Genomic DNA, 25348 nt, shown 5'->3' on the forward strand with positions numbered 1-25348 from the left:
CTTGGCTCTGATTTAATTTACCCACATTGAACCAAACACAAAGGCAAACAGCTATGTCACTCGTCATGGGTTGGGATGAATGGGCCAGTCACGATGCGGTCGGCCTGGCCGAGCGGGTCAAGCGCGGCGAGTTGACGCCCACAGAGCTGGCCCGCCAAACAGCGGCTGCCATTGCCTTGGTCAACCCCACGCTCAGCGCCGTGGTCGAAGTGTTTGACGACTTGGTGAACAACCCCACAGGCGACGGCATGAACCCCGACGGTCCATTTGCGGGCGTGCCCTACCTCATGAAAGACCTGGGGCCCACGCTTAAAGGCCGCTTGCAAGAGATGGGCTCTCTCTTGATGCGCGGCAACCGGGCCTGCGCCGACAGCTACCTGGCCGGGCGCATCAAACAAGCTGGACTCAACGTGATCGGCCGCACCACCACGCCCGAGTTTGGTGTGTGCAGCTCGGCCGAGAACCCGGCCGTGTACGTGACCCGCAACCCCTGGGATCTGGAATACACCACCTGCGGCTCGTCGGCGGGCACTGCTGCGGCTTTGGCAGCGGGCGTATTACCCTTGTCCCACGCCACCGACGGCGGTGGCTCGATCCGCATCCCGGCGGGCTTCACCGGCAACATCGGCCTCAAGGCCTCGCGTGGTGTGTTCTCGATCGCGCCTGGCGCTTCCGACATCACCGGCTTTGTGTCGACCCAAGGCTGCCAGAGCCGCACCGTGCGCGACACCGCCGCGTTTGTGGACCACTGCCGTGGCGGCGCACCGGGCGAGTTCATGCCTTATTGGTCTGCGCCTGAGCCTTACAGCACACTCATCCAGCGCGATCCGGGGCGACTGCGCATCGCCTTGTCGCACGAGTGGGGCCACTACCGGGCCGTGCCGCACTTTGTGGCCGAGCTCGAAAAGGCAGGGCGCTTTTTGGAGAGTCTGGGTCACCACGTGGAATGGGCACTGCCCCAAGTGGACCTGGAAGCCGCCTTTGCGGCGCAGACCACCTGCTACATCAGCAACTTTGCGCAGACCATCACCAACCTGATCAAGCCCCTAGGGCTGGAGCGACCACCTGCAGACTTGGTGGAGCCGATCAACATCAAGATCTGGGAGGAAGGCCTCAAAACCAGCTACGCCGAACGCGCCCGCATGCAGGCCGTGTTCAACACCACGTCGCGCGGCTTTGGCGAGTTCTTCGAAAACTGGGACATCATCCTCACGCCCATCACCGCGCTGCCCACGCCCAAGCTGGGCACCACCGAATACCTGACGATCAGCGACAACCCTTCGGTGTACGACTGGTTCGAAAATCTCTGGCAAAACTTTGCCTACACCCCACTGTCCAACCTGTGCGGCATTCCCGGCATCTCACTGCCCATGGCCACGCAAGACAACGGGCTGCCACTAGGCATCCAGGCCCAAGCACGCCAAGCGAATGACGGCTTGCTGCTCCAATTGGCCGCGCAGATCGAGCGGGCGCTGGGAGGCAAGTGGAACGATGGGCGCAGACCTGGGGTTCACGTCAGTCTGTATTGACCCAGTGGAAGTGATGTGAAAATACAATCACCACCGCCCGAATATGGCCTTGGGCGGCATAATCCCAAAGCAGCGACTGGCCATGGCGCCATAGGCGTTCTAATTCTCGCTTCAGTGCAAAACGGGGGGGTACCCGCAGTCCCCGAACTCTAAGGTGGTGACTGTGGTAATTACTTTGTGATTTTTTGTTCTAGGTTGTAGAGGTCGGATTTTGTGGCCATCTTTTCTTCTAGTTTTTGCTCAAGAATTTTTAGCCTTCTCTCAAGATCATCAATTTCACTGCTGTGCCATTTAATATTTTGAAAATTTGATCGCAAGACCAAACCAATAAAAACGACTGCAACAAAGAAGATTATTTCCATTGCGTTGTCCTTTTTCTATTATTTACTTTTCGTGAATCTTGTTCGGGCTAGCTGAGCAATGCACCATTAAAGTCGAATTACACCGAACGAACTTATTACCCCCGTGACCTTAACGATGCTTGCCGAAGAGGCTAGTAGTGCAGTGACCGTAGCTACTTGAGCCATAGTAGTCAGTACCGTCTGAAAGCGGACGCGAAAATAAGACTCCGGAATACCCAAAAACGGAATTACTCCACAGTGACCGACTTCGCCAAATTCCTCGGCTTATCCACATCCGTCCCCCGCGCACATGCCGTGTGATAACTCAGCAGCTGCAAGGGCACCACATGCAAGATGGGTGAGAGCACACCGTAATGCTCAGGCATGCGAATGACGTTTACGCCTTCGCTGCTTTCTATTTTTGTGCCGCCGTCGGCCAGCACATAAAGCACGCCGCCACGGGCGCGCACTTCTTGCATGTTGCTCTTGAGCTTTTCCAGCAGTTGGTCGTTGGGGGCTACGGTGACCACAGGCATGGCGCTGGTCACCAAAGCCAACGGGCCGTGTTTCAGCTCACCTGCGGCGTAGGCCTCGGCATGGATGTAGGTGATCTCTTTGAGTTTGAGCGCGCCTTCGAGGGCGATGGGGTAGTGCGTGCCCCTTCCCAAGAACAGTGCGTTTTCTTTGCTGGCGAATTCTTCGGCCCAGCTGATGATTTGCGGCTCCAGCGCCAGCACGGCTTGCAGCGCGGCGGGCAAGTGGCGCATGGCTTTGATGTGCGCGGCTTCCTCTTCGTCACTCAGGCGCACTTTGGTCTGCGCCAGCGCCAGCGTCAACAAAAACAGTCCGGCCAGTTGGGTGGTGAAGGCCTTGGTGGAGGCTACGCCGATCTCGGCCCCGGCGCGGGTCACATAGGCGTGTTTGCATTCGCGCACCATGGCGCTGGTAGACACGTTGCAAATGGTGAGCGTTTGCGTCATGCCCAGGCTTTGCGCGTGACGCAGCGCGGCCAGTGTGTCGGCGGTCTCGCCGCTTTGGGTGATGGTGACGATCAGCGTGTTGGGGTTAGGCACGGATTCGCGGTAGCGGTATTCGCTGGCGATCTCGACCTGACAAGGCACTTTGGCAATGGCTTCGATCCAGTACTTGGCCACGCAGCCGCTGTAGTAGCTGGTGCCGCAAGCCAGGATCAGCACGTTGTCGATGGCCTTGAAGGTGCTGTAGGCGCCGTCGCCGAACAGCTCGGGCGTGATGCCCTCCACACCTTCGAGCGTGTCGGCAATGGCGCGGGGCTGCTCGAAGATTTCCTTTTGCATGTAGTGGCGGTACGGCCCAAGTTCTGCCGCGCCGCTGTGGGCGCGCACGGTTTTCACGGTGCGGGTCACGGCCTTGTGGTCGCGATCCACCACCCAGTATTTGCCCAGCTGGATGTCGACCACATCGCCCTCTTCCAGGTACACGATTTGGTCGGTCACACCCGCCAGCGCCATCGCGTCGCTCGCTAGGAATGTTTCGCCCTGGCCCACACCCAGAATCAGTGGCGAACCTGCGCGGGCACCGATCACGCGCTGGGGCTCGTCTTTGTGGAACACGGCAATGGCGTAGGCGCCGTGCAGTTGTCGGATGGCAGTTTTGACGGCCTCAAAAATATCGCCGTCGTACACGCTGTCCACCAGGTGGGCGATGACTTCGGTGTCGGTTTGGCTCAAAAACACATAGCCCTTGGCTTGCAGGGCGGCGCGCAGTTCTTCGTGGTTTTCGATGATGCCGTTGTGCACCAGGGCAACCTTGCCCGGCTTGGCGTCTGCCGCGCCTGTGCCGTGGCTGAAGTGCGGGTGTGCGTTGTGCACAGCAGGTGCACCGTGCGTGGCCCAGCGGGTGTGGGCAATACCCGTGCCGCCTTCGATGTGGTCGGCGTTCACCTGGTCCATCAACTCGGCCACCCGCGAGGTGCTGCGGGCGCGTTGCAGGCCGCCCGTGCCGCCGCTCAGGCTGGCCGCGTGCACGGCCACGCCGCAGGAGTCATAGCCCCGGTATTCGAGCCGTTGCAGGCCTTGAACGAGGATGGGAACGATGTTGCGGGAAGAAACTGCGCCGACGATGCCACACATGAAGGGGCTCCTAAAAAAAAAGGGAATGGCAGCGATGGTAAGCACACTAAATTAAAATATCAGATCAATTTTCAGTATATTTCGGTTTTTTATTTCACCAATTACCCTGAATGGAATTTAATTTCATTAAAATTATTTTTATGGAATACAAAGAACTCGACGCCATTGACCTGCAACTGCTCGACAGCCTGCAGCGCGACGCCAGCCTGAGCAATGTGGCGCTGGCCGAAAAGGTCAATGTCTCGCCCCCGACCTGCTTGCGCCGCGTCAAGCGCTTGGTGGAAGGCGGCTGGGTCGAGCGGCAGGTGGCTGTGCTCAGTACCAACCGGCTCGCCGCGACCTTGGGCCATGGCCTCACGGCACTGGTTGAAGTGTCACTCGACAAACAGGGCAGCGAACACCTGGACGCCTTTGAATCCCGCGCCGTGGCGCACGATGCGGTGCAGCAATGCTGGCGCGTGTCGCCCGGGCCCGACTTCATGCTGGTGGTGCAGGCCCGCGACATGCCGCACTACTTGGCCATCAGTCAGACGCTGTTCACGCAAGACGCCAATGTGCGCAATGTCAAAGCCTTCTTTGCGACCAAACGGGCCAAGTTCACGACGACTTGGCCCTTGCTGCGGTAGAAGTTCCGCATGAACAGCCCAAGCGTGAAAGAATCCCTGCATGAGCAGTGACTGCGCATTTTCGGCAAGGCCAACACCAGGAGAACAGACATGGAAGTGATCGTCATCACAGGCGCATCCGAAGGCATTGGGGCTGAACTGACCACGCAGCTAGCCCGCACAAAAGGGGCCGCCGTGGCGCTGGTGCTGGCGGCCCGCCAGGCCAGCAAGCTCGAAGCGGCGGCCAATGCCTGCCGCCAACATGGCGCGCAGGTGCTGTGCGTGCCGACCGACGTGGGCGTGCAAGCCGATTGCCAGGCTTTGATCGACCGCGCTGTGCAACAGTTCGGCCGCATCGACACCCTGATCAACAACGCGGGCGTCTCGGCCCACGCCCTGCTGCAGGAGGTGGATGCCTCGCACCTGGGCTGGTACGAAGACCTGATGCGCGTGAACCTGTGGGGCACCGTTTGGTGCACACATGCGGCGCTGCCGCACCTGAAAGCCTCACGCGGTCGGCTGGTTGGTGTCTCGTCGCTCGCTGGCCTGGCTGGGGTGCCAGGACGCACGGCTTACTGCGCCAGCAAGTTTGCGATGAACGGTTTTCTGGAAGCGCTGCGCACCGAGCTGCTGTCAGACGGGGTGTCGGTCACCATTGCCTACCCGGGCGTGGTGGCCACCGACATCCGCCGCCGTGGCTACAACGCCCAAGGCCAGCCTGCAGGTTCCAGCGGCCTGAGCGAAGACAAAGCAATGCCCGTGGACGTGTGTGCCCGCAAAATCTTGCAGGGCACCGAGCAACGCCAGCGCGATGTGATCATGAGCCCGCTTGGCCATGTGGGCCGCTGGCTCAAGCTGATCGCGCCGTCGCTGGTCGATCGCTTGGCCTTTGCTGCCCTTAAACAGTCCAATCAGCCCCACTGAAGCCAGCGCTGCGGCCTGCAAACCCTGGCTTCAGTCCTTGGGCAGCTTTTGGGGGCGCTTCCAGTTGGCAATGCTGACCTGCTTGCCGCGGGCCACGCTGAGCGAGCCCGGTTCGGTGGTCTTGGTCAAAGTTGATCCACCGCCCACTGTGCCACCTGCGCCAATGGTGATCGGGGCGACCAACACGCAGTTGCTGCCAATGTGCACATCCGCCTCGATCACGGTGCGGTGTTTGTTGGCGCCGTCATAGTTGGCGGTGATGCTGCCCGCACCGTAGTTCACCCGTTCACCCACTGTGGCGTCGCCCAAATAGGCCAGATGGTTGGCTTTGGCGCCTTTGGCCAGGGTGGAGTTTTTGACCTCGACAAAGTTGCCAATGTGCACTTCGGCCCCCAGCTGTGCGCCAGGTCGCAGACGAGCAAATGGGCCGATCAGGGCGCCCTCACCCACCGACACGCCGAGTTTTTCGCCGTCGATGTGGGTGAAGGGGTGAATAACCGCACCCGCCGCGATGGTGCAGTTGGCCAGCACGCAGTTGGCGCCGATCTTCACGTCTTCGCCCAATGACACACGGCCTTCAAAAATGCAGTTCACGTCGATCTCGACGTCTTGCGCGCAATCGAGCTGGCCACGCAGATCAAAGCGTGCAGGGTCTTTCAAGCGCACGCCTTTTTCCATCAGGTGATGCGCCTGGCGCAACTGGTGGGCACGTTCCAACTCGGCCAATTGCACGGGGCTGTTGATGCCCGCGACTTGCAGTGCATCCGTTATTTTGTGTGCCACCACGGACACACCGTCGGCCACGGCCAACTTGACCACATCGGTCAGGTAGTACTCCCCCTGGGCGTTTTGGTTGTCAATGCGGCTCAGCCAGCCTTTGAGCTGATTGGCGGGCACGGCCATGATGCCGCTGTACACCTCTTGGATTTGGCGCTGCGCCTCGGTCGCGTCTTTGTGCTCGACGATGGCTTGTACCTGTTCGCCTTGGCGCACGATGCGGCCATAACCCATCGGGTCGGCAAAGTCGATGGTCAGCAGCGCCAACTTATGGCCGCCGCACTGCTCGATCAGAGCTTGCAAGGTGCCCGCTTGGGTCAAAGGCACATCACCCGACAAAATCACCACCACGCCATCGTCGGCCAGCGCGGGAACGGCCTGCTGCACGGCGTGCCCTGTGCCCAGCTGCGGCTCTTGGCGCACGCATTGCACGGCCAAAGCCTGGCCGGGGGCCAGCAACAGCGGCTCAACCTGTTCAGCACCGTGTCCGGTGATGACCACGGCCGAGCGTGCGTTCAACTGTGCGGCCGTGTTCAGCACATGTTGCACAAGGGGCACTCCAGCCAGGCGCTGCAACACTTTGGGCAATCGGCTTTTCATGCGGGTGCCTTTGCCAGCGGCCATCACGACGACATCGACAGGAAGCGGGGCTTTCAGACTCATGGTTCTCTTTCTTTGGCTTTCCCAAGTTCGGGCGAGCGTTCAGGGCTGAATTATCTCCAGACTCTGCACCGAAGCACGTCACCGATGGGCGGAATGATCTGACGGTTTTTGCAAACAGTACACAATGACACACCACCGGGCCTCCACTGCCCGCACCTCATCCCTTGACCGGGTATTGGCCAACCCCTTTCTGAGAACCCTTGCATGCGATCAACCCTCTGGACTGGCCTCTTTCTTACCCTGACCGCATTTTTGGCCAGCTGTGGCGGAGGCGGTGGCAGCCCCCCCCCAACGACAACCTCGACTCAACCCAGCGCTACCAGCTGCGACTCCAACATCTTGTGGGCCGCACACCCCGCCACATCCGGCAGGGAGATTGCGGACAATGACGGCACGGGTATATCGGTGCGCTGGGACAACCAAAATTGCAGCTTGCGAAACATCTCTTCCGCTACGGTCGAGATCTGCTTGGACCATCCACGGCCCAGGGACTTGACCTGGACCATCAGCTCACCTGGTTTCAGCGCTCCTCTTACACTCACGCCCCCTGCAGACTGGAACGGCAGCGGTTCAGCCTGCGGTTCAGTACCCGGCAAGCTTCAGCGCATTGATCTTTTGACCTTGGTGACACCGACTGCCACCCGCGGAAATTGGACGCTCAATGTCAAGGATCAGCAATTGGGGGTCATTGGTCATCTGATTCAATGGCGCATCAGCATTTCAGGCACAACATGATGCGCGCCTGGATCCCGCTCCTCGCGCTGTTGCTTTTGCAAGGCTGCAGCGCTATCAAGCTGGGTTATCAGCAACTGCCCACCTTGTCTTATTGGTGGTTGGACAGCACGGTGTCCTTCAACAGAACTCAAACTGCGTCGACCAAACAAGCACTTGATCACCTTCACCAATGGCACCGCAGTGAGGAGTTGCCTGCGTATGCCGATCTGCTGCAACGCGTTCAAGCTTTGTCTGCTGGACCGGTTCAAACCGAACAAGTCTGCCGCGTATGGGCGGATGTTCAAATTCGACTAGACGTCCTCATGCGTGAAGCGGTGGTGCAGGCCGCACCTGTTGCCATGGCGCTGGGTCCTAAGCAGCTGAGCCACATCGCACGCCGTTGGGAGAGTCAAAACGAAGATTGGGAAAAAGAATGGCTGCAGGGCAGCGCCAGCGAACGGCTTGAGCGTCGTCTGGACAAAACCCTCGAGCGCTACCGCTCTTTCTATGGCGAGTTGACGCCCGCCCAATTCAACTTGGTCAAGGCACAGTTGGCTCAGTCACCCTGGACAGCCGAATGGGGCAGGCAAGATCGCCAGCGCAGGCAACAAGATTTGCTGTCCACCCTGCAAGGCATCAGCCAAAACAAACTGTCACAAACCGAAACCGAAGCGCAACTTTGGGGTGTTTGGCAACGTTGGCTGAAGCCGCCTGAAGCTGGACAGCGGGCGGTGGTTCAAAGCTTGTCGCAACGCGCATGCGAGAACTTGGCCCAACTGCACAACTCAGCTTCACACGAGCAGCGTCAACAGGCCATTCGCCGATTGCGGACTTACGAGAGAGACATCAAAGACTTGGTCAAGTCGAGGCCCTGAAGAAGAGTCGTCGACGTGGTTTTTGTTGCATTGCAGCAAAAACCACGTACAATTACGAACAAGCGTGCTTTTTTGCATGCACCCATTGTCTCCTCCACCCTCTGAAAAGGTGGATTTGCCCCAAGTCGCAAGACTTGGGGCATTTTTTTGCCCGAAAACAATTGAGTACTATAAAACTCATAATTGTGTAATACTTTTCGACTAAAAGACCTGTGTCAAACATCGGTCTCAAGGAGAGATTTATGCACACGGCTCCCTACTTATGCTGCCTCAATTTTCAAAAACCAAGAGCTTTAAGGTCTCATTGGTCGGCAATGTTTATGGCTGGAGGGGCTTTGCTTTTCAGCGCTCCTATTTTGGCCCAATACCAAATCACCATCTTAGACAAGGTACCTGAATACCGACAATTCGAACGGGTCGAGATCACCGGCTCTAGCGTGATCAACCCACGCAGCAGAGAAGCTTTGCCCGTGCGCGTCATAGACCGCAAAGAAATCGAGCGTATGGGCGTGCAGTCGGTGCCCGAATTGATTCAGGGACTGTCGTCCATGCACTCATTCACAGAAGCAGGCGGCACCAACATCTCTGGCCAAGGAGGCTACCGCTCCGCCGCCATCCACGGATATGAAGCGGGCACGCTGGTCTTGATCAACGGCCGCAGAGCACCTTCATTTGCCAAACAACGCGCCCAGGTGGACCGCACAGCTGTGGATTTGTCGATGGTGCCTCTGCGCGCCATTGAGCGGGTAGGAATTTTGACCGATGGGGCCTCTTCCATTTACGGCAGCGATGCGATCGCGGGTGTTGTCAACCTGATCACATTGAAGCAAGCGCCTGGACTGAGTTTGAGTGCCGAAAAGCTGAGCACGTCAGGTGCGGGGGATGGCCACAGTGCAGGCATCAGCTGGGGCCAAGGCAAGTTAGATTTAGACGGCTATGCCGTGTCCATGCATTTGGAAAAGTCACACACCGACCCGGTGCGTATGCGTGACCGCGCTTATACCGATCTGCGAACGCAGCTTTACGGACAAGACTCTCAGGGCAATCCGGTGTATTTCGTGCCCCAGAACATGTTTCCTCACAACGCGCCTGCACAGCTGCTGAGCAACAGCACCAACCCTGCGCTATGCCCTGGGGGGTTCGACTACAGCATCACACGCAGGGCTGCGACATGGCCAACACCCTACCAGTGTCAAAAAAGCCAGTTGCGTGAGACCTACCTCTACCCTGCTTACGACAACACAAACTTGTGGATGGCCTTTGAAAAGCAAATCGACGCCTCGCTAGCCGTATTTTCTGAAGTGGGCTACCAGCAGCAACTGAGCGCTTACCGCCGCATCGTCAACGGAAGACCAAGCAACGCCAGCATTCTCTACGATGCGGAATCATTCAACCCCGGGTTTGCCGAAGAGAGACAAAACAACCACCGAGCGGTGGTCGGCTTGCGCGGCGAATGGCACAACTGGCAGTACACCATCAGTCATACCCGCGCAGAAAATCACTTCAAAACGATCAACACAGGTGGCTTCACCAATGGCAGCAATTGGGGGACCATCTTGACCGAAGCTGAGCGTCAACAAGACCCGGCCACATACTCCGACGCGACTTGGGCAAAAATCAGAGCGCGATTTGCCGAGCCCACCATATTTCAAGAGTACCGGACCCGCCTGCAAGACACACAATTGCAGGCCTCTCGGACCATCGGCGAAACCGATTGGGGAGAGATCAAATTGGGTACAGTACTTTTCAGTACTCAATCTCAGCTGATCAATGAGAAGGCTACCAACCCTGAAGACTATCCATTCAAGCGCACCAACAATGGTGCAGCACTGGAACTGCAGTTGCCCCTTTTTGATCGACTTGAACTTGTGTCGAGTTTACGAACAGAACGCTACAGTGACTTTGGCAACGTCTTGACGGGCAAACTTGGGGCCAAGTGGGAAGTTGCAAGCAACACTCATTTGCGCATCAGCAAAGGCACCGGCTTTCGCGCTCCCACACTCGCGCAAACCAACCCCAGCAACTACGCCATTTACAGCAGCACCACTACGACCGATAACTTCTCCTTTGGCAACCCGAACTTAGAACCCGAAAAATCTCGCCAGTGGAGCCTGGGCGTTTTGTGGCAACCCACGCAGCAGCTGAGCGTGAGCGTGGATTACTGGGCACTGGACGTGCGTGACGTCTTTGGAACCTGGACAACCAGACAGATATTCAACGACCCCGCGCTCAAAGCCCTTTATTTCACGACGAATTACAACGGCACTGGAAAAAATCGCAACATCATCACGCCCCTGAATCAGGGCACCATGGCCAAATCAGGCATTGATTACCAGTTGCGTCACCGCTGGCCTGTCAGCTGGGGGCGTGTGTGGCTTGGGCTTGAGGGCACTTACAACCTGGAATCCAGGCGCAGTACATTTCCGGGTCAGGACCCTGTCTCCAATTTGGCGAACTACGACACAGCCACTGGGACGGTCACAGCCCGCAACCTGATTCGTGTCACATCATCTCTCGAATCCAAAAATTTCGGTATCACCGCGCTTGTCAATTACCACTCTGGCAACAACGAGATCATGCAAGCGTTGATCGACAGCCAAGGACTTGACGCTGCGCCGCGATTCGAGCACCGAGTCCCTGGACACTGGACACTGGATCTGTCGGGAACCTACAAGTTCACGCAAGGCATCAGCTTGCGAGTGCACATTGCCAATTTGACCAATAAGACACCGCCAGTTCGCTACAACAGCCCTTACCTTGGCTCTACCTTGGCTGACACTCGGTATGACGACTACTATGGTCGTACCGTCAGGCTGGCCATGGACATCAAGTTCTAAAGAAAGCGCAAGAACAGCGCGATATGATCAAAGCATCGCCTCTTGCCTACTCAGGCCTGCCAAACTGCCGACATGACCACCTCCAAACTCAGCCCCGCCGATTACCTGATCAAAATTCTCAATGCCCGCGTGTATGACGTGGCCACCGAGTCGGCTTTGGAGCTAGCTCCCAACCTGTCGCGCCGCTTGGGCAACCAAGTGTTGTTAAAGCGTGAAGACCAGCAACCCGTTCACAGTTTCAAGCTGCGCGGCGCCTACAACAAGATGGCCCACCTCACAGCCGAACAGCTCAAAAAAGGTGTGATTTGCGCCTCCGCGGGTAACCACGCGCAAGGCGTGGCGCTCAGCGCCAGCCGACTGGGTACGCGCGCCATCATCGTCATGCCCACCACCACCCCTCAGGTCAAAATTGACGCGGTCAAGGGTTTTGGTGGCGATGTGGTTTTATTTGGCGACAGCTATTCAGACGCCTACAACCACGCGCTGACTTTGCAAAAAAAGCAAGGGCTGACTTTTGTTCACCCCTTTGACGACCCTGATGTCATCGCGGGCCAAGGCACCATCGCCATGGAAATGCTGAGCCAACACCAAGGCCCGCTTGATGCGGTGTTCGTGGCCATTGGCGGCGGCGGCCTGATCAGTGGCGTGGCCAACTACATCAAAGCCGTGCGCCCGGACGTGAAGGTGATCGGCGTGCAAATGAACGACTCGAACGCCATGATGCAGTCGGTCGCCGCCAAAAAACGACTGACTCTGACCGATGTGGGCTTGTTTTCGGACGGCACCGCCGTGAAGCTCGTGGGCGAAGAAACCTTCCGCGTGGCCAGCAATTTGGTGGACGAGTACATGACGGTGGACACCGATGCGGTGTGCGCGGCCATCAAAGATGTCTTTGTGGACACGCGCTCCATCGTGGAGCCTGCGGGTGCATTGGCCGTTGCCGCCATCAAACAGTACGTGGCCAAGCACAAGACCAGAGGCCAGACCTATGCGGCGATCTTGTGCGGTGCCAACATGAACTTTGACCGTTTGCGCTTTGTGGCCGAGCGTGCCGATGTGGGCGAAGAAAAAGAAGCCTTGTTTGCCGTGACCATTCCGGAAGAACGCGGCAGCTTCAAGCGCTTTTTGGAGCTGATTGGCAGTTTGCCAGGTGGTCCGCGCAATGTGACAGAGTTCAACTACCGCATGAGCGACTCCGACCGGGCCCATGTTTTTCTGGGCCTGAGCACGCACGGCAAAGGCGAGAGCACCAAAATCACGGACAAATTCAACAAGCAAAAGTTCAAGGCGATTGACCTGACGCACGACGAGCTGGCCAAAGAACACATCCGGCACATGGTGGGCGGGCACTCGGCGCTGTCGCAAGATGAACGCCTGTTGCGCTTTGAGTTCCCCGAGCGCCCCGGTGCTTTGCTCAAGTTTTTGAGCCTCATGCGTCCGGGCTGGAACATCAGCCTCTTCCATTACCGCAACCAGGGCGCGGATTACGGACGCATTCTGGTGGGCTTGCAGGTGCCGCCCAAGGACGACAAAGTCTTTGACAAGTTCTTACAGACCTTGGGTTACCCCTTCGCAGAAGAAACCCACAACCCGGTGTATCGCTTGTTCTTGCGGGCCTGAGACCGGGCCTTAATTAGACGGCAGACCCGCAGCGTTGGCTGGTAACTCAAGCGTCCATTGCGCTTGACCATTGGGCTCAGTCCCCAATTCGGCACGCCGGGCCTGCAAGCGCTGGAGCACCACACCTTCGGTGATGGTCTGGCCAACTTTGAAAGCTTTGGGTGGCAAGCCGCCGACCGAGATCAACGCACTGCCTGAGCCTGAACCACCAGCGATGACACCCAGCAGCTGAAAGCGCAAATCAGCAGCCAGCGGGGCACTGGGAGAAGCCGTCCTATGACCCAGCGACCGAGCGACATCGGCCGACAACTGTGCGCCCGTCTGCACAGCAGGCGCCTGTGCCACGGTGACGGGCATCCCAACCGTCTGCACCGGAAACTTCAGGGTCCAAACCACAGCAGCACCCGCAGCCAAAAACCACACCAGCCCAGTGAGGGATTTGACGGCCCAATGATAAGGTCCAGAAGAAGTTTGAATGCGTAACATGCGCAGATTATGATCTACGACATGCATACCAACAACCACGCCCATACCCGCCGCCAACGCGGTTTTACCTTGATTGAACTGATGGTGGTGCTGGCCATCATTGGCGTATTGGCCGCCATGATCGTGCCCAATGTGCTGGGCCGTGCCGACGACGCGCGCACAACCGCCGCCCGAACCGATGTGGGCAATTTGATGCAAGCGCTCAAGCTCTACAAACTGGACAACCAGCGTTTCCCAAGCGGTGAGCAGGGCCTGAACGCCCTCATTCTGAAACCCACCACCGAGCCGGTACCAGGCAACTGGAAACCTTATCTGGACAAACTGCCCAACGACCCATGGGGACGCGCTTACCAATACATGAACCCAGGCATCAAGGGGGAAGTGGACGTGCTTTCGTTTGGCGCTGACGGACAAGCCGGTGGTGAGGGCAACAATGCGGACGTTGGCAGCTGGCAGTAAGCCACTGTCAGCCACAGGTTTCACGCTGCTGGAGTTGCTGGTGGTGGTGGCCTTGATCGCTGTGGCCACCGCAGGGGTGAGTCTGTCGCTGCGCGACAACGCCCAAAGTGCATTGGCACGCGATGCCCAGCGACTGGCCAGCTTGCTGGAAGCCGCAAGGGCTCAGGCCAGAGCCAGTGGCGTCGCCGCCCAATGGCAGCCCACGCCTTCAGGCTTTGAATTCAGCGGCTTGCCGGGGCAGACATGGCCCTCCGAATGGCTAAGCGACAGGACCCGGGCTTCGGTCAATGCCCCGATCATCTTAGGCCCTGAGCCCATGATCGGCCCCCAAACTGTGGCGTTAATTGGTGCGCCAAACAATGCGCAAAGTTCACCTGCAAGCTTATGGGTGACCACCGACGGCCTGCGTCCTTTTGTGGTTCAAAACCATTTACCCCCTCTGGAGCGGCGGCCTTGAAACGACGCATTGGCTGGGTCGGGACTCGCGGCTTCACCTTGATCGAGGTCTTGGTGGCCCTCAGCATCACGGCTGTGGCTTTGCTCGCTGGCTTGAAAGCCACGGGCTCTTTAAGCCGCAATGCCGAGCGGCAGAGCACGAGCCTCTTGGGTCAAATTTGCGCCGAAAATGAACTGATCCGTTTGCGCCTCTTAAGGCAACTGCCTGACAACGGCAATAGCGTGGTGACATGCGTTCAGGCGGGCCAGCCCCTGCAAGTGGAACTGTCGGTGCGACCCACACCAAACCCCAACTTCAGACGTGTCGACGCGCGGGTCTTGACCCAAGGCGACTACGTGTTGCAGCTGTCCACCGTGATGGGGCGCAACTGATGCAGACATCTCACAACCGCGGCTTCACATTGATCGAAGTGCTGGTGGCCATCGGTGTCATGGCCTTGATGACCCTGATGGCTTGGCGCGGGATCGATGGCATGCTGCGCACCCAATCGGGTTTGCAACAACGCAGTGACCAAATTCGCACCTTGCAAGCGGGTTTGGCCCAATGGCAAGTCGACCTGGACCAGATGACCGAACTGACGGGTACCCCTGCTTGGGACTGGGATGGTCAGGTGTTGCGCCTGACTCGGCGCACTGCCACGGCCAACGATGTGCAAGTGGTGGCCTGGACTTGGCGAAGCAACCCCACCAACGGCAACGGTGGTCAGTGGCAACGCTGGCAATCCCTGCCCCTCCAAAAAGTCAGCGACTGGCAAGCAGCATGGCGTCTGGCCGCCCAATGGGGGCAGACGCCTGACGACAGCACGCAGGCCGGGCAAACCCAAATTCACCCTTTGCAGGGCTGGCAAATCTTTGTCCACCGGGGCGGCAGCTGGGCCAACCCCTTGTCCAGTGACATCGTCACCCCCAATGGCGCGCTGAAACCCAGTCAACCGACTCTTGGGGCCGTGCCAGATGGGGTGCGCTTGGTCTTGAACTTGTCGGCTTCTTCGCCCATCGCTTCTGGGAAAGGCGGGCCCATCACCCTCGACTGGATCAGACCCACGTTTTCAGGGCCGAAGTCATGAGGCGCACAGAACGAGGCGCAGCACTGCTGACGGCCATGCTCACCGTCACTTTGGTGGCCACCATCGCATCGGCTGCCTTGTGGCAACAGTGGCGGCAGGTCGAAATCGAGAGCGCAGAACGTGGCCGCAGCCAAACCGCCTGGATGATGACGGGCGCCCTGGACTGGACCCGCTTGATCTTGCGCGAAGACGCGCTTTCTGCCCAAGGCGCGGGGGTCGACCATTTGGGTGAGCCGTGGGCCTTGCCTGTACAAGAGTCCAAACTGTCCACCTTCTTGTCCCAAGACCAGCAATGGCGTGAGGGCGATGCCGAAGTTTTTTTGTCAGGTCAAATCAGCGATGCGCAGTCGAGACTTAACGTAATGAACCTGCTTGAAAACGGCCAAATTTCCCTGCCGGCCCTTCAGCGTTTTGGGCGTTTGTTTGAGCGGCTGAACTTGCCTTTACAAGAGTTGCAAACCATGGCTCGACAGCTCCAAGCTGCGGCTGCGGCCAGCAAGTCAACAGGCGGTGCACCCACATCGACTGCGTTGATGCCTCAGCAAACCCATCAATTGGTTTGGCTGGGTCTGAGCCCCAGCACTTTGGCAGCGCTGAACAACTTCATCACGTTGTTGCCCGAGGCCACTCCCGTGAATTTAAACACGGCCCCAGCGGAGGTCTTGATGGCCAGTTTGCCAGGGGTTGACTTGGCCACCGCACGCCAATGGGTGTCTCTGCGTGAGCGAGGGCACTGGGCTTCCTTGGATGCGGCCCGGCAAGCCATGGGGCCAGCGGGTCAATATTTGCAAAGCGAACAACACGCCGTCCAAACCCGGTACTTTGAAGTGACAGGCCGCATGCGCATCGACGATGTGGTGCAAGTCGAGCAATTGCTGGTGAAACGTGAAGGCAATCAAGTCCATATGGTCTGGCGTTTGCGCAGCCCGGTGCTTGTCACGCGCGCCCCCTAAAATGAAAGCGCCATGCGTACTTTGATTGTTCAGCTACCCTTGGGTTCGCCCACACACAACACGGTCTATCCTTATGCCGAGGTGCATACCGACACGCCTGAGGCAGTCTGCACTGTGAAGTGGTCAGCGGCCGCTTTGCTCCCCTCGGCAGATCGGCAAACCGATGTGGTGGCGCTGCTGCCTGCTCAAGCCTTGTCGTGGCACCGCGTGACGATGCCTGCTGGTCTTAATAAACCAACGGCCAGACGCCAAGCAGCCTTGCAGGGTCTGTTGGAAGACCGTCTTCTGGACGACCCCACCACCTTGCACATGGCTTTGGCCCCGGATTGGCAACGCACCGCGCAACCCTGGGTAGCGGTGTGTGACCGTGAATGGCTGAGCGCCCACTTGCAGGCCTTGGAAGCCTCGGGTCTGAATGTGCACCGCATCGTGCCCGAATTCGCACCGACATCCGAAATCCTTCATTTGCACGCGCTGGGTGATACCGAACAAGGCTGGCTGTGGAGCAGCCAGGCCGAGCGAGGCGTCTGGGGCATGCCTTTGAGCGCCCTGAGCGCCGATGGTCAGGGTTTGGGGGCCCAAGACGACAAACTGGCCGATTTACAGGCTGAACCCGCCGTGGTGGCCTTGATTTCACAGCGTTTGGGGCGGCAAGCCCGGTTGGTGGCACCGCATCAGCACTGGTTGAGTGCCCTGGCCAGTGGCTGGGATTTGGCGCAATTCGACTTTCAAGCCAACGCCCAAAACCGCAGCTTCAAACACATGCAGCGTGTTGCCAGTCATTTTTGGCACCACAACGCCTGGCGTCCTGTGCGTTGGGGCCTCTGGATGCTGCTGGCCACACAGATCGTGGGCTTGAATGCATGGGCTTGGAAAACACGGACTGATTGGAAAAACCAACAACAAAGTTGGAGCCAAATGCTTCAAGAGACTTTTCCACAAACCCGTGTGGTGGTGGACGCCCCTGTTCAAATGGCCAAAGAAGTGGCTCGTTTACGCCAGGACTCTGGCCAATTGGCACCGCAAGACTTGGAGGCCATGCTGGCCGCATGGGGGCAGGCGCAGCCAGCCCACATGGCCACCCCAAGCGCTTGGCGATACCAAACTGGACAGCTGCACATCCAAGACTTGAAGGTCGGTGCCAGCGAGCAAAACACCATCACCCAAGCCCTGAACAAGCTCGGTTACCAATGGCGTGCCGATGGCACCAGCTGGGTCATGCGACCTCAGGAGGGGAAGCCATGAGCACACCCATGACCGAGGCCAGTGCTTCACTGTTTGCGGGGCTGCGCACTGCATTTCACCAAGCTTGGCAACAACGCTCAGCACGAGAACAGCAGCTGATGCGCATCGCCGTTTGGCTTGTGCTCGCAGCTGCCCTTTGGAGTGGGGCACTGGCGCCGGCTTTGCGCACTTGGCATGAAGCACCTGCGCGCCAAGCATCACTGGACGCCACATCACAACAAATGCAGCAGCTGCAAGCGCAAGCCCAAACCTTGAAAAAACCCATAGCTGTCACGCGCGCCGAAGCCATACGCTGGCTGGAAGAAAACATTCCCACCCAGCTGGGCGCACAAACCCGTTGGCAACTGCAAGGCGAGCGCTTGAGCGTGCAGCTGGCTGACACCTCACCTGAGCGGCTCGCCTCTTGGCTGGGACAAGCGCGTGAACGCGCCCAAGCGCTGCCCGTTCAAGCCCAACTTCAGCGGTCGCCCGCTGAGGCGGCGAAACCCAAAGCGCCAAATTCTGCGTCCAACGCCACTGACAAGCCAGAGCTGGCAAGCCATCCGGTCCTTTGGCAAGGCAGCTTGCTGCTGAGCTTGCCCTGAGCGAAAGACCTCCACAGATGGCCACCACCACCGCAAACCCCGTACGACTGCACCAGACTGCAACTTGGTCCTGGGCAGCTTGGGGGACTTTGATCGGCTTGCTTTCGGCTTTGCTGGTTTGGGCCCCTGCCACTTGGTTAGCTTGGGGCTTGGCGCAAGCCAGCCAACACCGCGTGGTGCTGCAATCGGTCCGAGGTAGCGTCTGGAACGGATCGGGACAGCTGCTGCTCAGCGGTGGAGCGGGCAGTCGAGATGCCCAAGCCCTGCCCGGACGGGTTCAGTGGCGCATTCAGCCTGGTTGGCTGTCGGCCACACTGAGCCTCCATGCCGATTGCTGCATGGCTGAGCCCTCGCATTGGGCAGTCCGAACCGAAGGCACCACCCTGCGCTTGAACACGGCCAACCACCGCTCCCAGTGGCCCGCCGTTTTACTCAGTGGCTTGGGTGCGCCTTGGAACAGTTTGCAAGCAAGCGGTCAACTGACTTTGCAAACCGAAGGACTGGCCCTGCAATGGGCTTCGGGCCGTTTGTTGCTCCAAGGCCAACTTGAACTTCAAGCCCAACAAATGGCGTCTCGCCTCAGCACCATGAAACCCATGGGCAGTTACCGCATCGTTCTGCGCGGAACTCCCGAGGGAAGCCCCACCCCCGAGTTGCAACTCAGCACCACCCAAGGGCCCTTGCAACTGACGGGTCAAGGTCAATGGGTTGGGGCACGTTTGCGTTTCACAGGCGAAGCCAGCGCCGAAGAGGGCAGCGAAAATGCCCTGAACAATTTGCTCAACATCATCGGCCGCCGCCAAGGCGGCAAAAGCCTGCTTTCATTGGGATAAGCCATGCACACGCCTCACTTTTTGACCACTCCACGCCTTTCAGCCATGGTCTTGGCCGTGGCCTGCTGCGCGCCCATGGCCATGGCCCAAAGCAGCAACAGCAAATCCAATACAGGCAAAGAGCCCGTCACGCTGAATTTCGTCAATGCCGAAATTGACGCTGTGGCTCGCACCTTGGCCACCCTGTCAGGCCACAACGTGGTGGTGGACCCCCGAGTCAAAGGCACCATGACCCTGTCCAGCACCGTGGCGGTGCCACCTGCACAAGCGCTGCGCTTGTTTGCTTCCCAGCTCAGGACTCAAGGTTTCGCACTGGTCGAGTCGGCGGGTCTTTACACCGTCATTCCGGAGGCTGAGGCCAAGCTGCAGAGCAGCGCGGTCTCAGCAGGTGCGGTGCCTGCCAGCAGCGGCCAAATCGTGACGCAAATTTTCAAGCTCAACCATGAGAGCGCCAACAACCTGGTGCCTGTGCTGCGCCCCCTCATCAGCCCCAACAACACCATCAACGTGAACCCCGGCACAAACGCACTGGTCATCACAGATTACGGCGATAACCTGCAAAGGCTGGGGCGCATCATCGCTGCACTTGATGTGGCCAACGCCACCGGGGTGGAGGTCATTCGCCTGAAACATGGCATCGCAGGCGAAATGGCGCCCATGTTGCAGCGCCTGATCGATTCGGGCGCCGCAGCGGGTGCGCCTGCGGCCCAAGGTCAAACCGACAACGGCTTCAAAACCACCGTGCTGGCAGAAGTACGTACCAATTCACTGATCGTGCGGGCCGCCAACCCGGCCCGATTGGCCTTGACACGCTCTTTGGCCGATCAGTTGGACCAACCCAATGCCACGGGTGCAGGCGCTGCCAGCGGCAACATCCATGTGGTGTATTTGAAAAACGCCGATGCCACCAAATTGGCCGGGACTTTGCGCGCCGCCATGACTGGCCAAGGGGGCACGACCAACATGCCAACCAGCGCATCACCCACAGGCACACCCAGCGCTGCGAACAATGCAGCCGCGAACGCCTCGGCGCCAGCCACAGGCGGTCAAGTGCAGGCTGACACCGCGACCAATGCGCTCATCATCACCGCGCCTGAGCCGCAGTACCGCCAATTGCGCAGCGTGATCGACATGCTGGACCAACGCCGCGCCCAGGTGTTTGTGGAAAGCCTGATCGCCGAGGTCAGCGCCGACAAAGCCGCCGAGTTTGGCGTCCAATGGATGAGCGGTACGGGCACAGGCAGTAACACCGTCGGTTTGCTGGGGACCAACTTTGCGGTGGGAGGCACCAACTTATTCACCTTGGCTGCGGGCGCTGCTTCAGGTCAAGTCACCCCGTCCACCGGACTGAACCTGGCCATTGGGCAACAGCGCAACGGGGTTTTGGCCTTGGGTGCGTTGGCACGGTTCTTACAGTCCAACGGCGATGCCAACGTGCTGTCCACACCGAATTTACTGACCTTGGACAACGAAGAGGCCAAAATCGTGATCGGTCAAAACGTGCCTTTTGTGACGGGCCAATACACCGCCAACAACAGCAACAGTGGCGCCGTGAACCCATTCCAAACCATTGAACGCAAAGATGTGGGCTTGACATTGCGCGTCAAACCTCAAATCAGTGAAAGTGGCACCGTCAAACTGCAAATCTTTCAAGAAGTCAGCAGCATCGACAGCAAAAGCTCCAGCAGTGCAGGCCTGATCACCAACAAGCGCTCCATCGAATCGAGTGTACTGGTGGAAGACGGCTCCATCGTGGTGCTGGGCGGGTTGCTGCAAGACGACACCACCAACAGCCAAGAAAAAGTACCAGGCTTGGGGGATTTGCCGATTTTTGGCAATTTATTCAAGTCGGAAGCGCGCAGCCGCAAAAAAACCAACCTGATGGTGTTTTTGCGCCCGATGGTCGTGCGCGACGGTGCGGCCACCGAAGCTTTGTCCATGGGCCGTTACGAGCAAATGCGCCTGAACCAGCAAGGTTTCCAGCCCACCGCCACAGGCACCTTGCCTTTGAATGGTTCGGCTGTCATGCCGCCATTGGCTGAACCCGCCAAACGCCAGCCCTGAACCTGATCATGCGATACCCCCTGCCCTACGCTTTCTCCCGCACCAGCCGCCTGCTGCTGGAGGACGATGGTGAGCGCCTGACCCTTTGCTGGTGCGACGAGAGTGACCGCTCTGCCCTGTCCGAAGTGACACGCAAGTTTGTTGTCCAAGGGCTTCAGATGCAGCACAGCGCCTCGGTTGAGTTGGCGCAACGCATCAACCAAGCGTATTCGGGCGGGCAGGCCAACAGCTCGTCGACGGCAGCGGCAGTCGTCAGCGAGGTCGAATCCGAGGCCGACCTGTCGCGCATGATGCAAGAGCTGCCCGCTGTAGAAGACCTGCTGGAAGCCAGCGACGACGCGCCCATCATCCGCATGCTCAACGCTTTGCTCACGCAAGCGGCACGCGACGGCGCCAGCGACATCCACATTGAGCCCTATGAGCGACACAGCAGCGTGCGCTTTCGGGTGGACGGTACGCTGCGCGAGGTGGTGCAACCCAACCGCGCCCTGCACGCCGCGCTGATTTCTCGCCTGAAAATCATGGCTGAACTCGACATTGCCGAAAAACGCTTGCCACAAGACGGGCGCATCAGCTTGCGCTTGGGCACGCGTGCGGTCGATGTGCGCGTCTCCACCCTGCCCAGCGCGCATGGCGAACGTGCGGTGCTGCGTCTGCTGGACAAAAGTGAAGCCCGCTTGACCTTGGAAGCCGTGGGCATGCAAGGGCGCGTTTTGCAGCAGGTGGACCAACTGATTGCCCAGCCGCACGGTATTTTGTTGGTGACCGGCCCCACGGGTTCAGGCAAAACCACCAGCCTGTATGCGGCCCTGCAGCGGCTGGACGCCACCCGCAACAACATCATGACGGTGGAAGACCCGATCGAATACGAGCTATCCGGCGTAGGCCAAACCCAGGTGAACGCCAAAATCGACCTCAGCTTTGCCAAAGCCTTGCGTGCCATCTTGCGGCAAGACCCGGACGTGATCATGATCGGCGAGATCCGGGATTTCGAGACCGCACAAATTGCCATCCAAGCTTCGCTCACGGGCCACTTGGTCCTGGCCACGCTGCACACCAACGACGCGGCCAGCGCCGTGACGCGCTTGACCGACATGGGCGTGGAGCCGTTTTTGCTGAGTTCGTCGCTCTTGGGTGTGCTGGCGCAGCGCTTGGTGCGCAAGCGTTGCACCCACTGCGGTGGCGCAGGGTGCGAACAATGTGGCCACACAGGCTACGCGGGGCGCACGGGTATTTTTGAATTGCTGGTGGCCAGTGACGAGATCCGCGCCCAGATCCACAACCGTGCCGCCGAATCTGAGTTGCGTGCCACAGCATTGGCACAGGGCATGGTGTTGATGCGCGACGACGGGCAGCGCCTGGTGGAAGCTGGCATCACCAGCGCTGAAGAACTCTTGCGTGTGACGCGCGACTGACCCGCATGCCCGCTTACCGCTTTGAAGCCCTGCAAGCCGATGGCGCCCTGCGCAAAGGCGTGGTGGAGGCCGACAGCCTGAAGTCGGCCCGCACCCAACTGCGTTCGCAGTCGCTGGTGCCCTTGATGGTCGAAGTCATCGCAGCAGGCACTTCGGACGGTCAAGACCAATTGCCTTGGTGGCAGCGCCCGGTGGGCCAAAGGCGTGCGTTCAGTTCCAGCCAACGTGCCACATGGACACGCCAACTGGCCGGCTTGGTCAGCAGTGGCTTGCCGATTGAACGTGCGCTCTCAGCCTTGGCCGAAGAATCCGAACACGAGCAGCAGCGGCAACTCATGGCTGCGATCCGCGCCGAAGTCAACTCAGGCAGCAGCTTAGGCCGCGCATTGGGGCTGCATCCCAGCGAGTTTCCAGCGATTGACCGGGCCGTGATCGCCGCAGGCGAAGAAAGCGGGCATTTGGGCGATGTGTTGAACCAATTGGCCAACGACCTGGAAGACCAGCAAATACTGCGCTCCAAATTGTTGTCGGCTTCTTTGTATCCGGCCATCGTCAGCCTGGTGGCCTTGGCCATTGTGATTTTTTTGGTCACCTCGGTGGTGCCACAGGTGGCCGGTGTGTTTGCGGGTACCAAGCGGCAACTGCCAATGCTCACGCTGGCCATGCTGGCCCTCAGCGACTTTGTGCGCGCTTGGGGTTGGTTGGTCTTGCTGGGTTTGGGTCTGGGAGGATTCGGCTTGCGCCTGGCCTTAAAGCAAAGCGCGTTTCGCTTGAAATTTGATGCCGCCTGGCTGCGTTTGCCTCTGATTGGCCGACTGGCCCGCGGCTACAACAGCGCCCGCTTTGCCTCCACATTGGCCATGCTCACCGCTGCTGGCGTGCCCATTCTGAAGGCTTTGCAAGCAGCCGCCGATACGCTGTCGAACCAAGCCTTGCGGGCCGACGCCTTGGAAGCCTTGGTGCGTGTGCGCGAAGGCGCACCGCTGGGGACGGCTCTGGCCCAAAACGCCCGTTTTCCGGGTTTGCTGTCGATGTTTGCCCGGCTGGGCGAACAAACCGGCCAACTGCCTGTGATGCTTCAACGGGCCGCCACACAGCTGTCATCTGAAGTGCAGCGCCGTGCCATGGCCCTCGCTACCGTGCTCGAGCCCTTGCTGATTGTGGGCATGGGCGGTATGGTCATGTTGATCGTGCTGGCGGTGCTGATGCCCATCATGGAACTCAACCAATGGGTGAAGTAAGCCCGAGGAGCAAGCATGCCCGCATCCCTTGAAGGCCAACTCGTGGTCGCCATCTCGTCTCGTGCCCTGTTCGACTTTGAAGAAGAGAACCAAGTGTTCGAGCAAGGCGATGACCGGGCTTACATGAAGTTGCAGCTCGATCGGTTGGAGGCCCCCGCCAAACCCGGTGTGGCTTTTTCGCTGGTGCGCAAGCTGCTGGCGTTCAATGACGCCGAGGCACAAAGGGTCGAGGTCGTCATCCTGTCACGCAACGACCCGGTCTCGGGCATGCGGGTGTTCCGCTCGGCGCAGCATTACGGCCTGCCGATCCAGCGCGGCAGTTTCACACGAGGCCAACCGCCGTGGCGTTACCTCAAACCCCTCAACGCCAACTTGTTTTTGTCGACCCACTTGTCCGATGTGCGTGCGGCATTGGGCGCTGGTGTGCCGGCCGCTCAGGTCTATCCCCACTCGGCCTTGGCCTCAGAGGCTCACCCCACCGAAGTGCGCATTGCTTTTGACGGGGATGCGGTGCTGTTTTCCGACGAGGCTGAGCGGGTTTTTCAAGCCGAAGGGCTGTCAGCGTTTCAAGCACATGAGCGCGACAAGGCAGGGCAACCTCTCCTGGCAGGACCTTTCAAGCCATTGCTGGCGGCCTTGCACCGCCTGCAGCAAGAGGGCACACCCGCCATGCGCGTTCGCACAGCGCTCGTGACAGCCCGCAGTGCCCCAGCCCACGAGCGTGCCATCCGCACGCTGATGGATTGGAACATCGAGGTGGACGAAGCCATGTTCCTGGGTGGCTTGCCCAAAGGCGAATTTCTGCGTGAGTTCGAACCCGACTTTTTCTTTGATGACCAAACGGGTCACATCGAATCGGCGGCACGGCATGTGCCATCGGGGCATGTGGCTTCAGGCGTATCGAACCCAGACTGAGCCCTCATTTTTTATCGACAAATGGCGCCACCAGTTTCGCCTCCATCCTGTAACTGGACATGCCCATGTGCGAGTCGGTTTGGGTGGCGCTCAAAGCGCCTGTGACCCACAAGGTGTCCATCAGGCGAAAGCGCTTGGTGGGTTTGTCCAGCACCACATGCACTATTTGGTTGGCTGGGGGTGGTGGCGAATGCACGCAAGCGCCAAAGTAGGGCACCAACAAAAATTCCTTGGTGCCTTCAGGCAAATCTTCCAGCGGCACCATGTAACCGGGCAAGCGCACGCTCTGCCCCAAGATCAGCGGATTGATGGGCGCGTTGTCCCACATTTTGCGCATTTTCTTGAGTGCCTCATCGGCCTTGGGGTCGTTGTCCTTGAGCTTGTCCAAATTCAGCGCCTTGAGGTCTTTGTAAGGATCCCAGCCTGCGGGAATCAGTTGCTCCCAACCGATGGTGCGCGTCGAACTGGCCACGCTGGCACCTGGCGGTGGCGCTTCACCCGACAAGGCGGGCTGCACTTGCGGCACAGTTTCGCGCACCGTGTCGCGCACGCTTTGGGCCACAGCCTGGCCCGCGAGCCACAGGCCCAAAGCACACACGCCACACTTCAATAGGGCATAGCAGTTCATTCCTGA

General features: G+C 59.1%; 24 protein-coding genes. 19 read left to right on the top strand and 5 right to left on the bottom strand.

The features are described 5' to 3' along the window. Positions 1-53 precede the first annotated feature (53 nt). Positions 54-1529 (top strand): amidase, encoded by a 1476-nt coding sequence (locus SWE17_RS08235; protein WP_322992618.1) that lies wholly within the window; start codon positions 54-56, stop codon positions 1527-1529. 170 nt (positions 1530-1699) lie between these two features. On the opposite strand, the gene SWE17_RS08240 is transcribed toward SWE17_RS08235, so the two are convergent. Next, positions 1700-1891: a hypothetical protein gene (locus SWE17_RS08240; protein WP_322992619.1), complete on the bottom strand. Its 192-nt coding sequence runs from the start codon at positions 1889-1891 to the stop codon at positions 1700-1702. A 227-nt stretch (positions 1892-2118) separates the two neighbouring features. Continuing rightward, entirely contained in the window at positions 2119-3981 is a 1863-nt protein-coding gene (glmS, locus tag SWE17_RS08245) for a glutamine--fructose-6-phosphate transaminase (isomerizing) (RefSeq protein ID WP_322992620.1), read from the bottom strand. Positions 3982-4121: 140 nt separating this feature from the next. Between glmS and SWE17_RS08250 the strand changes: the two genes are divergently transcribed. Both SWE17_RS08250 and SWE17_RS08255 read left to right on the top strand, forming a co-directional pair. Continuing rightward, positions 4122-4607 carry an Lrp/AsnC family transcriptional regulator gene (locus SWE17_RS08250; protein ID WP_322992621.1) on the top strand — a complete coding sequence of 162 codons (486 nt, stop codon included), beginning with the start codon at positions 4122-4124 and terminating at the stop codon, positions 4605-4607. A 90-nt stretch (positions 4608-4697) separates the two neighbouring features. Next, on the top strand, positions 4698-5510 hold the full coding sequence (locus tag SWE17_RS08255) for an SDR family oxidoreductase (protein WP_322992622.1): 813 nt from the start codon (positions 4698-4700) through the stop codon (positions 5508-5510). 30 nt (positions 5511-5540) lie between these two features. Here SWE17_RS08255 and glmU read toward each other — a convergent pair whose 3' ends face one another. Then, a complete protein-coding gene (gene glmU / locus SWE17_RS08260) occupies positions 5541-6950 on the bottom strand; it encodes a bifunctional UDP-N-acetylglucosamine diphosphorylase/glucosamine-1-phosphate N-acetyltransferase GlmU (RefSeq protein ID WP_322992623.1) in 1410 nt (469 codons plus the stop codon). Positions 6951-7154: 204 nt separating this feature from the next. On the opposite strand from glmU, the gene SWE17_RS08265 reads away from it, so the two are divergent. The 4 genes from SWE17_RS08265 to ilvA all read left to right on the top strand — a co-directional run bounded on the left by SWE17_RS08265 (position 7155) and on the right by ilvA (position 12996). Continuing rightward, a complete protein-coding gene (locus SWE17_RS08265) occupies positions 7155-7685 on the top strand; it encodes a proprotein convertase P-domain-containing protein (RefSeq protein WP_322992624.1) in 531 nt (176 codons plus the stop codon). Next, complete coding sequence (locus SWE17_RS08270) at positions 7685-8539, top strand: DUF6279 family lipoprotein (RefSeq protein WP_322992625.1); 855 nt, start codon at positions 7685-7687, stop codon at positions 8537-8539. Before SWE17_RS08265 ends, SWE17_RS08270 begins: the two co-directional genes overlap by 1 nt. A 320-nt stretch (positions 8540-8859) precedes the next feature. Beyond that, entirely contained in the window at positions 8860-11376 is a 2517-nt protein-coding gene (locus tag SWE17_RS08275; RefSeq protein ID WP_322992626.1) for a TonB-dependent receptor domain-containing protein, read from the top strand. A gap of 42 nt (positions 11377-11418) precedes the next feature. Next, positions 11419-12996, top strand: coding sequence for a threonine ammonia-lyase, biosynthetic (gene ilvA / locus SWE17_RS08280; RefSeq protein WP_322992627.1), 1578 nt, complete (start codon positions 11419-11421; stop codon positions 12994-12996). 9 nt (positions 12997-13005) lie between these two features. Here ilvA and SWE17_RS08285 read toward each other — a convergent pair whose 3' ends face one another. Continuing rightward, positions 13006-13482 (bottom strand): type II secretion system protein N, encoded by a 477-nt coding sequence (locus SWE17_RS08285; protein WP_322992628.1) that lies wholly within the window; start codon positions 13480-13482, stop codon positions 13006-13008. A 21-nt stretch (positions 13483-13503) separates the two neighbouring features. Here SWE17_RS08285 and gspG point away from each other — a divergent pair, with 21 nt between their 5' ends. Genes gspG through SWE17_RS08345 form a run of 12 tightly spaced genes read left to right on the top strand, consistent with a single transcriptional unit; the run spans position 13504 to position 24714 of the window. After that, positions 13504-13941, top strand: a complete 438-nt coding sequence (gene gspG, locus SWE17_RS08290; protein ID WP_322992629.1) for a type II secretion system major pseudopilin GspG — start codon at positions 13504-13506, stop codon at positions 13939-13941. After that, positions 13916-14398: a prepilin-type N-terminal cleavage/methylation domain-containing protein gene (locus SWE17_RS08295; protein WP_322992630.1), complete on the top strand. Its 483-nt coding sequence runs from the start codon at positions 13916-13918 to the stop codon at positions 14396-14398. Before gspG ends, SWE17_RS08295 begins: the two co-directional genes overlap by 26 nt. Next, entirely contained in the window at positions 14395-14769 is a 375-nt protein-coding gene (gene gspI, locus SWE17_RS08300) for a type II secretion system minor pseudopilin GspI (protein ID WP_322992631.1), read from the top strand. The genes SWE17_RS08295 and gspI overlap by 4 nt, the downstream gene beginning before the upstream one ends. Then, positions 14769-15464: a PulJ/GspJ family protein gene (locus tag SWE17_RS08305; RefSeq protein WP_322992632.1), complete on the top strand. Its 696-nt coding sequence runs from the start codon at positions 14769-14771 to the stop codon at positions 15462-15464. The genes gspI and SWE17_RS08305 overlap by 1 nt, the downstream gene beginning before the upstream one ends. After that, positions 15461-16417: a type II secretion system minor pseudopilin GspK gene (gene gspK / locus SWE17_RS08310; RefSeq protein WP_322992633.1), complete on the top strand. Its 957-nt coding sequence runs from the start codon at positions 15461-15463 to the stop codon at positions 16415-16417. Before SWE17_RS08305 ends, gspK begins: the two co-directional genes overlap by 4 nt. A gap of 12 nt (positions 16418-16429) precedes the next feature. Next, positions 16430-17662 carry a type II secretion system protein GspL gene (gspL, locus tag SWE17_RS08315; protein ID WP_322992634.1) on the top strand — a complete coding sequence of 411 codons (1233 nt, stop codon included), beginning with the start codon at positions 16430-16432 and terminating at the stop codon, positions 17660-17662. Continuing rightward, complete coding sequence (gspM, locus tag SWE17_RS08320; RefSeq protein ID WP_322992635.1) at positions 17659-18246, top strand: type II secretion system protein GspM; 588 nt, start codon at positions 17659-17661, stop codon at positions 18244-18246. The genes gspL and gspM overlap by 4 nt, the downstream gene beginning before the upstream one ends. A gap of 17 nt (positions 18247-18263) precedes the next feature. Then, a complete protein-coding gene (gene gspN, locus SWE17_RS08325; protein WP_322992636.1) occupies positions 18264-19079 on the top strand; it encodes a type II secretion system protein N in 816 nt (271 codons plus the stop codon). 3 nt (positions 19080-19082) lie between these two features. Beyond that, positions 19083-21143: a type II secretion system secretin GspD gene (gspD, locus tag SWE17_RS08330; RefSeq protein WP_416234995.1), complete on the top strand. Its 2061-nt coding sequence runs from the start codon at positions 19083-19085 to the stop codon at positions 21141-21143. Between the two features lie 8 nt (positions 21144-21151). Further along, positions 21152-22558 carry a GspE/PulE family protein gene (locus SWE17_RS08335; RefSeq protein ID WP_322992637.1) on the top strand — a complete coding sequence of 469 codons (1407 nt, stop codon included), beginning with the start codon at positions 21152-21154 and terminating at the stop codon, positions 22556-22558. 5 nt (positions 22559-22563) lie between these two features. Further along, entirely contained in the window at positions 22564-23799 is a 1236-nt protein-coding gene (gene gspF / locus SWE17_RS08340) for a type II secretion system inner membrane protein GspF (RefSeq protein WP_322992638.1), read from the top strand. A 15-nt stretch (positions 23800-23814) separates the two neighbouring features. Beyond that, positions 23815-24714 carry a 5'-nucleotidase gene (locus tag SWE17_RS08345; RefSeq protein ID WP_322992639.1) on the top strand — a complete coding sequence of 300 codons (900 nt, stop codon included), beginning with the start codon at positions 23815-23817 and terminating at the stop codon, positions 24712-24714. A gap of 4 nt (positions 24715-24718) precedes the next feature. Here the strand turns inward: SWE17_RS08345 and SWE17_RS08350 are convergent, their stop codons facing one another. Next, positions 24719-25342 carry a DUF3299 domain-containing protein gene (locus tag SWE17_RS08350; protein WP_322992640.1) on the bottom strand — a complete coding sequence of 208 codons (624 nt, stop codon included), beginning with the start codon at positions 25340-25342 and terminating at the stop codon, positions 24719-24721. Between the last annotated feature and the right edge of the window lie 6 nt (positions 25343-25348).

The organism is Limnohabitans sp. (assembly GCF_034680285.1).
In the GTDB taxonomy this organism is placed as follows: Bacteria; Pseudomonadota; Gammaproteobacteria; order Burkholderiales; family Burkholderiaceae_C; genus Limnohabitans_A.